Below are 12259 nucleotides of genomic sequence, written 5' to 3'. Positions count from 1 at the left end.
CAGCGCATGTGGTTCCTGGACCGCCTCAACCCCGGCAGCGCCGCCTACAACATCCCGGCGGCCGTGCGCATGCACGGCCCCCTTGACGTGGAGATCTGGCGCCGCAGCCTCGCCGAGATCGTCCGCAGGCACGAGTCGCTGCGCACCACCTTCGAGGAGGCCGACGGCGAGCCCGTGCAGGTCGTGCACCCGACCGGCGAGCTGGAGATGACCGTCGAGGCGTGCGAGCACCTGCACGGAACCGACGGCGAGGAGGGCGTCAAGGACCTCGCGCGCCGCGAGTTCGCCCGCCCCTTCGATCTGGGCACCGGGCCGCTCATGCGGATGAAGTTCCTCCGCCTGGCGCCCGACGAGCACGTCCTGCTGCTCACCATGCACCACATCGTCGCCGACCTGTGGTCGACATCGGTGCTGTTCGGCGAGCTGGTCGCCCTGTACCAGAGCTACCTGACCGGTACCGAGGCCGACCTGCCGAAGCTGACCGTCCAGTACGCCGACTACGCGGCGTGGCAGCGCGATCAGCTCGCCGGCCCAGGCTTCGCGGCCGAACTGGAGTACTGGAAGACGGCCCTCGACGGCGCCGCACCCATCCTCGAACTGCCCACCGACCGGCCCCGCCCCGCGGTGCTCGGCACCACCGGCGGTTCGCGGCCGTTCCAGTTGCCGCCCTCGGTGATGGACGGTGTGCGGGACCTGAGCAGGCGCACGGGAACCACCCCGTTCATGACGCTGCTCGCCGCCTACGTCGCCCTGCTGCACCGGTACAGCAGGCAGGAGGACGTCGTCGTCGGGGTCCCGGTGGCCAACCGCGGCCAGTCCCAGGTCGAGCAGCTCATCGGCTACTTCGTCAACACACTGGCGATCCGCAACGACGCCTCCGGAAACCCGACGTTCACCGAGTTGCTCGGACGGGTGCGCGGCGCGGCCCTCGGCGCCTTCGCCCACCAGGAACTGCCCTTCGAGCGGCTGGTGGAGGAACTGCGCCCGGAGCGGGACCTGTCGAGGTCACCCCTCTTCCAGGTGTCGTTCGTCTACCAGAACATCCCCGTGCCGGAGTTCGGCGTGGGTGGCCTGCGCCTGGAACTGATGGACGTGGCCAGCTCCACCGCGCGGTTCGACCTCGAACTGCAGGTGTTCGAGCAGGGCGACAGGCTCGGCGGATGGTTCGAGTACAACACCGACCTCTTCGACGCGGCCACGGTCGACCGCATGGGCAGCCACCTGAAGGTGCTGCTCGACAACGTGCTGCGCGACCCGGACCAGCCGATCCTGGACATCGCCCTGCTCACGGAGACAGAGCAACTGGCGCAGCACCAGGAACGGGCGGACACCCGCAACGAGTGGCCCGACGAGTTGCTCACCCACCAGCGCGTGGAGCAGCAGGCGGTGCTGCGGCCCGACGCCGAGGCGGTCCACTGCCAGGGCCGGACACTCACCTACGCCCAACTCGACGCTGCCGCCAACCAGCTGGCCCGCAGGCTCAGGAGCCATGGCGTCGCCCGCGACGTGATGGTCGGGGTCTGCCTGGAACGTTCGCTCGACATGGTCGTCGCGGTGCTGGCCGTGCTGAAGGCCGGCGGCGCGTACGTGCCCGTCGACCCCAAGCTGCCCAAGGACCGCATCGCGTTCATGATCGAGGACGCCGAACTGCCCGTCCTGATCACTCAGAGCTCGGTGGCACCAGGTCTGCCGCAGTCCGCGGCCGCGACGCTGTGCGTGGACGAGCTGCGCGATGAGCTCGCCGCCGAGTCCGCCGAGCCCCTCGGCGCGCCGGTCGACGGCGCGGACCTGGCCTATGTCATCTACACATCGGGCTCGACCGGCCGCCCCAAGGGGGTCCAACTGCCCCACCGGGCCCTGCGCAACCTCTTCTGGGCGATGAAGCAGTGGCCGGGCATCGACGCCGACGACAGCCTGATCGCGGTCACCACCCTGTCGTTCGACATCGCCACCCTGGAGCTGCTGCTCCCGCTCGTCGAAGGCGCTCGCGTGGTGCTCGCCACGCGAGAGGTGGCCACCGACGGCAAGCTGCTTGCCGAGGAGATGGCCGCCACCGGCGCCACGATGATGCAGGCCACCCCCTCCACGTGGCGGATGCTGCTCGATGCCGGATGGCCGGGCCGCCCGGGACTGCGCGGGCTGATATGCGGCGAGGCGCTGCCCCCCGATGTGGCGCGGCGCCTGCTGGACAGCGGCGTGGAGCTGTGGAACATGTACGGCCCCAGCGAGACCACCATCTACTCACTGGGCACCCGGATCGTGGACGAGACGATCACCATCGGCCGGCCCATAGCCAACACCGAGGTGCACATCCTCGATCCCGAGGGGCGCCCGGTGCCCTCAGGCGTCCCCGGCGAACTGTGCATCGGCGGCAGCGGTCTCGCCCGCGGCTACATCAACCGTCCGGAACTGACGGCGCAACAGTTCGTCCGCAACCCCTTCGCGTCCGATGTCGCCGACCGCCTGTACCGCACCGGCGACCTGGTACGGCGCCGGGTTGACGGCACCATCGACTACCTCGGCAGGCTCGACCACCAGGTCAAGCTGCGTGGCTACCGGATCGAGCTCGGCGAGATCGAATCGGTGCTCATGCGCCAGGACCAGGTGAAGGACACCGTCGTCGTGGTCCGCGAGGATCAGCCGGGGGATCAGCGTCTGGTGGCCTACGCGGTGCCCGCGGTGCCCTCGGTGCCCGCTGTGCCCGCTGCGGTCGCCGGAGCCGACGACGAGCTGCGCCGCCGACTGCGCTCGGCACTGGCGGAGAAGCTGCCCGACTACATGGTCCCGTCCGCGTTCGTGTTCCTCGACGCGCTGCCGCTGACCCCCAGCGGCAAGACCGACCGCGGCGCGCTGCCCGCGCCCGACGGGCAGGAGACCCGTACGGCGGCGGCCTACGTCGCGCCTCGTGACGCCGAGGAAGAGGCCCTGTGCGACCTGTTCGCCGAGGTGCTCGCGGTGCCCACGGTGGGCATCGACGACGGCTTCTTCGCCCTCGGCGGGCACTCGCTGCTGGCCACCCGGCTGGTGGCACGGATCCGCTCCACCCTCGGTGTGGAGCTGCCGGTACGCGCCCTGTTCGAGAAGCAGAGCGTGGCCGAACTGGCTGAGCTCGTGCGTCAGGGCAGCGGCGATGCGCGGCCCGCGCTGAGCCGGGTCACCCGGCCCGACCCGCTGCCGCTGTCGTTCGCCCAGCGACGGCTGTGGTTCCTGCACCAGATCGAAGGCCCCTCGCCCACGTACAACCTTCCCATGGTGCTGAGCCTGACCGGGGCACTGGACGTGGGCTGCCTGCGGGCCGCCCTCGCCGATGTCGTCGCCCGTCACGAGGCGCTGCGCACCGTCTTCCCGGACACCGGCGGACCGGCGAGCCAGCACATTCTCGAACCGGGGCAGGCACGCCCCGGACTCGCGGTCACCGAGGTCACCGAAGCCGGCCTGGACGACGCGGTGGCGAACGCGGTCCGCCACTCCTTCGACCTGACCCGGGAGATCCCGCTGCACGCGGAGCTTTTCGCGGTCGGTCCCGACGCGCATGTCCTGGCCGTCGTCGTGCACCACATCGCCGCGGACGGCTGGTCGCTCGCGCCCCTGCGGCACGACCTGGCCGTCGCCTACCGGGCGCGCCGTGCCGGCCATGCCCCCCAGTGGGCACCGCTGCCGGTGCAGTACGCCGACTACGCCCTGTGGCAGCGGCAGTATCTCGGTGAGCCGGACGACCCCGAGAGCGCATGGTCGCGGCAACTCGACTACTGGCGCGGCGCGTTGGACGGTCTTCCGGAACGGATCGCCCTGCCGGTGGACCGCCCGCACCCGGCCGAGGCGTCCCACGACGGGGACACGATCACCTTCCAGTGGGACGCGGACCTGCACGAAGGACTCGCCCGGCTGGCCCGCGGCTGCGACGTCAGTATGTTCATGGTCCTCGACGCGGCCCTTGCGGTGCTGCTCAACCGCCTCGGCGCGGGCCGGGACATCCCCATCGGTGTGGCGAACGCGGGCCGCGACGACCAGGCCACCGAGAACCTGATCGGCTTCTTCGCCAACACCCTGGTCCTGCGTACGCAGATCTCGCACCAGCAGACCTTCCGGCAACTGCTCGCCGCGGTGCGGGAACGCACCCTGGACGCGCTCGCGCACCAGGACATCCCGTTCGAGTCCCTGGTGGACAGCCTGCGGCCGTCCCGGACCATGTCCCACCACCCGCTGGTCCAAGTCATGCTGTCCTGGCAGAGCGTGGCCGACGAGACACTGGACCTGCCCGGCATCGAGGCGTCGCCGCTGGTGAAGAGCACCGGCACGGCACGCATGGATCTGGTCCTCCTGCTGCACGAGCGCCTCACGAGCGACGGCGCCGCGGGCGGGATCGACGGCGGCTTCGAGTACAACGCCGACGTCTTCGACCCGGAGACGGTGCGCACCATGCTCGGCAGGCTGCGGCAGGTGGTCCTCGCGATGATCAGCGACCCGGACCAGCCGGTCGGCGGCGTCGATCTGCTCACCCCGGCCGAGCGGCACCGCGTGCTCGAGGAGTGGAACGGAACGGGCGGGAAGGAGCCGACCGCCGGTCTGCCCGAGCTCTTCGAGGCCCAGGCCGCCCGCACCCCTGACGCCGTCGCGATCAGCTGCGGCGACGAGCGGCTGACCTACCGCGAGCTCTCCCGGACCGCGGACCGGCTCGCCGCACGGCTGCGTGCGCTGGGGGTGGGTGCCGACGGTGCCGAGGACGCGGTGTGCCTGCTGATGGAACGGTCGGTGCGGGTACCTGTGGCCATCCTGGCCGTGCTCAAGGCCGGTGGTGTGTACGTGCCGCTGGATCCCCGCTACCCCGAGTCGCGTATGCGGCTGATCATGGAGGACGCGGGAGCGGACGTACTCCTCGTGGACGGAGACGCGCTTGGACACCCCGCCGTCGACGGCGTGCGAGTGCTCGACGTGAGCGCCGAACTGTCCGCCACCGACGCCGCGGTCGAGCCCGGCACCCTGACGCCCCCGGGCGGCCCGGACCGGCTGGCCTACATCATGTTCACCTCCGGTTCCACCGGACGGCCCAAGGGCGTGGCGGTCACCCACCGCAACGTCGCGAGCCTGGCCGCCGACCACACCTGGCGCAACGGCAACCACACCCGCGTACTGATGCACGCCCCGACCGCGTTCGACGCCTCCACCTACGAACTGTGGGTGCCCCTGCTGTCCGGCGCGGAGGTCGTCGTCGCGCCGGCCGGGGAACTCGACCCGGAGGTGCTGCTCGGCACCATCCGCGAGCGGGGCGTGACGTCGGCGTTCTTCACCGCCGCACTCTTCAACCTGCTCGTCGAGCACGACGCCACGGCCCTGTCAGGCATGCGCGAGGTGATGGCCGGCGGCGAGGCGCTGTCGCCACCCGTGGTCGCCAAGGCACTGGCCGCCTGGCCCCGGACCGTACTCACCAACGGGTACGGGCCGACGGAGACGACCACGTTCGCCGTGCTGCACAGCATGAGCGAGATGACCGACGGCACCGTGCCGATCGGCACACCGATGGACGACACCCGTGCCTACGTCCTGGACGAGCGGCTGCGCCCGGTGCCGGTCGGCGTCCCCGGCGAGCTCTACCTCGCCGGATCGGGCCTGGCCCGCGGCTACTTCGCCAAGCCCGGCCTGACCGCTCAGCGCTTCGTCGCCTGCCCCTACGGCGCAGCCGGCGAGCGCATGTACCGGACTGGTGACCTGGTCCGCTGGCGCGCCGACGGCACCATCGAGTACCTCGGCCGCACCGACGACCAGGTCAAGATCCGCGGCTTCCGCATCGAACCGGGCGAGATCGAGAACGCGCTCGGCGCCCATGAGGCCGTCGCGGACGCGGCCGTACTGGTCCACGACAAGCCCTCGGGCGGCAAAGACCTCGTCGGCTACGTCGTGCTCGCCGACGGAGCCGCCGCTGAACCCGCCCAGCTGCGCTCCTTCGTGGCCGAACGGCTGCCGCAGTACATGGTGCCGGTAGCGGTGATGGTGCTCGACGCGTTCCCGGTGACGACGAACGGCAAGCTCGACCGCCGCGCACTGCCTGCACCGGACCTGGGCGCGGGCGCCGAATCCCGCGCCGCGCGGACGCCGGTCGAGCAGACCCTGTGCACCGTGTTCGCCGACGTGCTCGGGCTGCCCGATGTCGGCGCCGAGGCCGGATTCTTCGACCTGGGCGGCGACAGCATCCAGGCCACCCAACTAGTCGCACAGTCGCGCACCGCCGGTCTCGTGTTCACCGTCCGGGACGTGTTCACGCACCAGACGGCGGCCGGTATCGCGCAGGTGGCGCGGGCGGCCGACGAGGAGGCCGCCGCGAGCGTCGCGGACGTCGGCACCGGCGCCATCGCGCCGCTGCCCATCCTGGAACGCCAGCGCCAACTGGGCGGCTGCGCCGTCGGCTTCGACCTCTCCACGACCGTCGGCCTGCCGGTCGGCATCGACGAGGCCCGGCTGATCACGACGCTGCAGGCGGTCGTCGACCAGCACGACGCCCTGCGCACACGGCTGGTGACCGAGCCCGACGGGCAGTGGTCGCTGCACGCGGCACAAGCAGGCACGCCGCGCATCGCCGACGTACTGCGCCGGGTGGACACCAGTGGCCTGGACAACGCGGACACCCACGCCCTGATCACCGAGGAGACGGCCGCGGCCAAGCGGCGCCTCGACCCGGCCGCGGGCGCGATGCTGCAGCCGGTGTGGTTCGACGCCGGACCGGGACGCCCGGGCCGACTGCTGCTCGCCGTACACCACTTCGCCGTCGACGGTGTGTCATGGCGGATCCTGCTGTCCGACATCGCCGTCGCCTGGGACGCGGTGTCCGCCGGCCGTGAGCCGGTCCTGGCACCGGTGACGACGTCACTGCGCGGCTGGGCGGAGCGGGTGGCCACCGGCCCCGCCATCGCCCGGCACCGCGCGGAACTCCCGGCGTGGCAGGACATCCTGCAGGGCGCCCAGCCCCTGGTCGCCGGAGAACTGGACGGGGAGCGTGACGTCACCGGCACCGAGGGACGCCTCTCGGTGACCCTGTCCGCCGAGGACTGCGCACCGCTGGTCACGCAGGTGCCCGCCGTGTTCCGCCGCGGAATCCAGGACGTGCTGCTGACCGCCTTCGGCCTCGCCGTCGGGCGGTGGCGGGCCTGCCGTGACGACTCGGCCGCCTCGGACGCCGGCCCGGTGGTCCTGGACGTGGAGAGCCACGGCCGGCACGAGCACCTGGTCGACGGCGTCGACCTGTCACGCACGGTGGGCTGGTTCACCAGCGTCCACCCGGTGCGCCTCGAGGCCACCGCGCTGCCCTGGCACGACGTCACCGGCGCGGGCGACGAGCTCGCGGCCGCGGTCGCCCGCACCGGCGAGCAGCTGCGGGCCATCCCCGGCAACGGCCTCGGCTTCGGCCTGCTGCGCTACCTGGACCCGCGGACGGCGCCCCTGCTCGCGGCACTGCCGACGCCGCAGGTGCTCTTCAACTACCTCGGCCGGGTGCCCGTCACCGACGAGGAGAGGCCCTGGCTCCCGCTGCGCGACGACACCGGCTCCGGCACCACCGGGGCCCGGCCGCTGTCCCACCCGCTGGAGATCAACGCCGTCACTCAGGACGGCCCTGACGGGCCGCAGCTGGTGGCCAACTGGAGCTGGGCCACTTCGCTGCTCGGCGAGGACGAGGTCCGCGAGCTCGCGGACGCCTGGTTCGACGCACTGCGCGCCCTCACCCGGTGCGCGGAGGGCGTCGAGAACGGCACCGTCAAGCTGCCCCGCCACCAGGACACACCCGTCGCGGCCATCGGGGCGGCCGACCTGCTGAACGCCCCGATCCCCAAGGCCGACCGCAGCGACGGCACCGGTCTCTCCTTCGGACAGCTGGAGTTCCTGCTGCAGCCGGTGGGCCCCAACCACGCGCACCACGCCGTCATCACCGCATTCCGTGTACGCGGTGAGCTCGATGCCGCCGCCCTGCGCCGTGCCCTGGACGACCTGGTGCGCCGCCACGACATTCTGCGCACCCGCTACGTTCAGCAGGGCTCGGCGACGCAGCAGTTCGCCGACGGCAGGCCCGAGTGGCAGCTCGACACCGTCGAACTGCGCGCGTACCAGGGGCAGGCACAGCGCGAGCAACTGCATGCCCTGCTCACCGAGGAGACCAAGAAGACGTTCCGCATCGAGGACGGCAACCTCGTGCGTGGTCTGCTCGTGCGACTGGCCGACCAGGAACACGCGCTGGTCCTCGTCGCCCACCACATCCTGGTGGACCACTGGGGTTTCCTCGTGGTCTTCGACGAGCTCGCCAAGCTGTACGAGGCCCACGCGGCAGGACGCCCGCCGCAACTGCCCGAGGTCATGGTCCAGCACCTGGACTACGCGGCATGGGAGCAGGGACTGCTGGCCAGCGGCGCACTCGACGAACACGTCGAGCACTGGCGCACCGAGCTGGACGGGGCGGCGCGCACGCTGGACTTCGCAGCACCGCACCACCAACTCGACGACTTCATCGAGGGGTTCAGCCACAGTGTCGTGGTCGGCGCCGATGTCATGGCGGCGGTGAAGGAGGCCGCCCGCAGCGAGGGCGTGACCCTGTTCATGATGCTGATGTCGGCGTTCCACGTGCTGCTGCACAGCTACTCGGGCGCGACGGACATCGCGGTGAGCCACCCACTGGCCGGCCGCGAACGACCGGAGACCGAGTCGATGGCGGGCCCGTTCATCAACATCATCCTCAACCGTTCGCGCATGTCGGACGACCCCACGTTCCACGAGCTGGTCCAGCAGGTCCTGCACGGCGAGCTCGACGCCTACTCGCACCAGAACGTGCCGGTGCGCGCGCTGGTGCACGACGGCGTCATCGGGGACGGCAACCAGCTTCCCCTGCGCGTCATGCTCAATCTGCTCGGCGTGCCCGCCAAGACGCTGACCCTGCCCGGGCTCGAGGTGACACCACTGGACGTGCGGGTCGGCGACGTGACACCGCTCCCCGAGCTGATCACCGCCATCGAGCCCCACAACCTCGACCTCTACCTGGTGGCCCGCGACGTCGAGGGCGAACTGCACGGCCTGTGGGTGTACTCGCCGGACTACATCGCGCCGCCCGTCATGGGCGCGCTGGTCCGCCAGTGGCCGCGCGTACTCGAACTGGTCGCGCATCACCCCGAGTTGACGGTGTCGCAACTGCGCGAGCAGCTGCGCGCCGAGCAGGACGAAACCTCCGACACGGACAGCGACCGCTGAGCGGCGCCGACCGGCAGGCCTCATCCATCACCAGACCAGCCGTTGCCCCATCGCGGCGGAATGCAGAGAGCATGACTGAGACCACACTTGTCGTCACCAACGGGCTGCCCACGCTCCGGGAGCGGCCCCTGGACCCACCCGGTGTGCTGCGCTCCCAGGGACCGATCGGCCGGATGACCTTCCCCGACGGATACGAGGGCTGGCTCGTCACCGGATATCAGCAGGGCCGGCAGATCCTGGCCGACAAACGGTTCAGTTCGGCCGCTTCCCACAAGCACCTGGCGTTCCCCTCCGACCGTCCGTCGGACCTCGAGGCGGACATACCCGGTCTGTTCGAGCACATGGACCCGCCGGACCACACCCGGTTCCGGCGTCGCCTTGCCGGCCAGTTCACCGTGCGCCGGATGCGCCAGCTCGCCTCCCGGATCGAGGAGATCACCGCGCACTACTCCGACGCGATGCTGCGCAAGGGGCCGCCAGCGGATCTGGTCGCGGACTACGCGGTGCCGGTGTCCTCACAGGTGATCTGCGAACTCCTCGGGGTTCCGGTCGCCGACCGGGACCGGTTCGTCGCCGACTCGGATGACCTGCTGCGCCTGGACATCGCCCCGCAGGAGGCACAAGCCGCGCTGAAGAGCCTCGTCGACCTCACCGGTGAGCTGCTCATGCGCAAAAAGGCCGAACCGGCCGACGACGTGCTCAGCGTGCTGGTGTCCGGCGACGACATCACCGTGGAGGAGTCCATCGGAGCCACGTTGCTGCTCCTGGTCGCCGGGCACGAGACCACGGCCAGCATGCTCTCGCTCGGCACGTACGCACTGCTGAACAACCCTGACCAGATGGCGCTGCTGCGCGCGGACGAATCGCTGGTCGAGAGCGCGGTCGAGGAGCTGTTGCGCTTCCTGACCATCGTGCACGTGGGCGTACAGCGCACCCCGACCGAGGACGTGGAGATCGACGGGGTGACGCTGCGCAAGGGGGAGACGGTGCTGATCCATCTTCCCAGCGCGAACCGCGACCCGGGCCAGTTCACCGACCCCGACCGTCTCGACGTCACCCGAGGCGGCCACAGCCACCTCACCTTCAGCCACGGCATCCACCAGTGCCTCGGGCAGCAACTGGCCCGCCTGGAGCTGCGCATCGGCTACACCGCCCTGCTGCGGCGCTTCCCCGACCTGCGCATCGCCGGGGACCCGCAGGAGATCCCGATGCGTTCCGACATGGCCGTCTACGGCGTGCACCGGCTGCCGGTGACCTGGTGACCGGCCCGACGACGAGGAGTGCACGATGACGAACCCGTTCGACACCCCCGACACCGCATACCGCGTTCTGGTCAACGAACAGCAGCAGCACAGCCTCTGGCCCCGGGACCTGCCTGCGCCGGGTGGCTGGTCGCCGGTGTTCGGGCCGGACACGCGGGACGCCTGCGTCGCCTACGTGGACTCGAACTGGGGCGACATGCGGCCGGCCTCGATACGGACAGCCGGATGACCACCGTGGCGGAAGAGCGTTCCCCCCTGCGGAGTTGGCAGTTCCGCAGGGTCATCGCCGCGGAGTTCACCTCCTCCATCGGCACCCAGATGACCACGCTCGCGCTGCCGTGGTTCGTCCTCATGACCACAGGCTCACCGGCCCGGATGGGACTGGTGTTCCTGATCCAGATCCTGCCGGTGCCGCTGCTCGCCATGCCGGCGGGGCTGCTCGTCGCCCGCTGGGGCGCCCGTCGCGTCACGATCGCAGGTGACCTGTCCAGCGCGCTGCTGACAGCGGCAGTACCCACCTTGTACGTAGCCGACATGCTGCCGTTCTGGGCGCTCCTGGTGATCGTGGCGCTCATCGGCTGCGTCGCGTCGGCGTATCTGTCGGCCCAGCGCATGCTGCTGACCGAGTCCATCGGACTCGATGAAGGGGTCGTCACCGCGGGCAATGCCCTGTTCGAGACGGCGACCTCCACGGCGCGCCTGGTCGGCCCGGCGGTCGCCGGCTTCCTGATCGCACAGTTCGGCGCGCTCAACGTGCTGTGGATCGACGCCGCGTCGTTCGCGGTGTCGGCCGCCTTGCTGGTCGGGTTGCCACGCCACACCCCGGCCTCGGAGCCGTCGTCCTCGCACCACATGGCCGATGGCGTGCGCTACCTCTTCCGGGACCGGGTGCTGCGCACCCTCGCGTTCGCCGCGCTCGGGTACGGCATGCTCATGCCCGTCGTGATGCTGGCGCTGCCCGTGCTGGCCAAGAACCGCTACGACGCCGACCCACACGTCGCCGGATGGCTGTTGGCGGCCTGGGGCGGCGGCACGGCACTGGGCACCGTTGTCGTCGCCCGGCTCGCCCGCCGGTGCACCCCCGTCCGGCTGGCAGCCGCGGGCGGCGTGGGCGCGGCGGTCGTGCTGTGGTTCCTGCCGTGGGACCAGCCGGTCACCACGCTGGCGGTGACCGTGGCGGCCGGCTGCATGTTCCTGCCCGCGGTGACCGCGCCGGCGGTCGCGCTGATGATGCTGCGCCCGCCGGAACACCTGCGCCCCCACGTGGTCCCCGTGTTCGGCGCCGCGGTCTTCGTCGCGAGCCCGATCGCCTACGGCGTGGCCGGCGTGTTGTTCGAGCATCTCGCCGTGAGCACGGTGCTCACGGCGGTTGCGGTGGGGGCCAGCCTCTGCGCGTTGCTGCTGCTCGGCCTGGCGCGCCGCACCGAGCCAGGCCCTGAGGCGGGCGGCCCCAGTGCCGCCCGACCGACAGTCGGCGGAACCGACCTGACGACCACTCACCAACAGGAGCGATGATGCCGCATCATCATGGCAGCGGGTCCGGACAGAGATCCAGGCAGAAACTGCCCTCGCTCACCGGAGTGCGGTTCTTCGCCGCGGCGCTCGTCTTCTTCTTCCATGCGTCGCTCCCCGAAGTCCTGGGCGTGTTCGAGGACCCGGGTTTCGCCGACGGCTACGCGCAGGCGTTGAGCAAGGTCGGCTTCGTGGGAGTGTCCTTCTTCTTCATCCTCAGCGGGTTCGTGCTGGCCTGGTCGGCGCGGCCGGAGGACACACTG

Annotated in this window: 5 protein-coding genes; all 5 read left to right on the top strand. The window is 71.0% G+C overall.

The genetic code is table 11. From position 1 onward, the window contains the following. Positions 1-6 precede the first annotated feature (6 nt). Complete coding sequence (locus ABD378_RS36095; RefSeq protein WP_344528188.1) at positions 7-9222, top strand: amino acid adenylation domain-containing protein; 9216 nt, start codon at positions 7-9, stop codon at positions 9220-9222. A gap of 71 nt (positions 9223-9293) precedes the next feature. Continuing rightward, positions 9294-10484: a cytochrome P450 gene (locus tag ABD378_RS36090; protein ID WP_344528186.1), complete on the top strand. Its 1191-nt coding sequence runs from the start codon at positions 9294-9296 to the stop codon at positions 10482-10484. 25 nt (positions 10485-10509) lie between these two features. Continuing rightward, positions 10510-10713: an MbtH family protein gene (locus tag ABD378_RS36085; RefSeq protein WP_344528184.1), complete on the top strand. Its 204-nt coding sequence runs from the start codon at positions 10510-10512 to the stop codon at positions 10711-10713. Next, entirely contained in the window at positions 10710-11999 is a 1290-nt protein-coding gene (locus ABD378_RS36080) for an MFS transporter (protein WP_344528182.1), read from the top strand. Before ABD378_RS36085 ends, ABD378_RS36080 begins: the two co-directional genes overlap by 4 nt. Then, the coding region (locus ABD378_RS36075; protein ID WP_344528181.1) for an acyltransferase family protein at positions 11999-12259 on the top strand (261 nt) is incomplete at its 3' end. The genes ABD378_RS36080 and ABD378_RS36075, both read left to right, overlap by 1 nt.

This window comes from Streptomyces rectiviolaceus, assembly GCF_039533825.1.
Taxonomy (GTDB): Bacteria; Actinomycetota; Actinomycetes; order Streptomycetales; family Streptomycetaceae; genus Streptomyces; species Streptomyces rectiviolaceus.
This window is presented reverse-complemented; position numbering and strand designations above follow the sequence as displayed.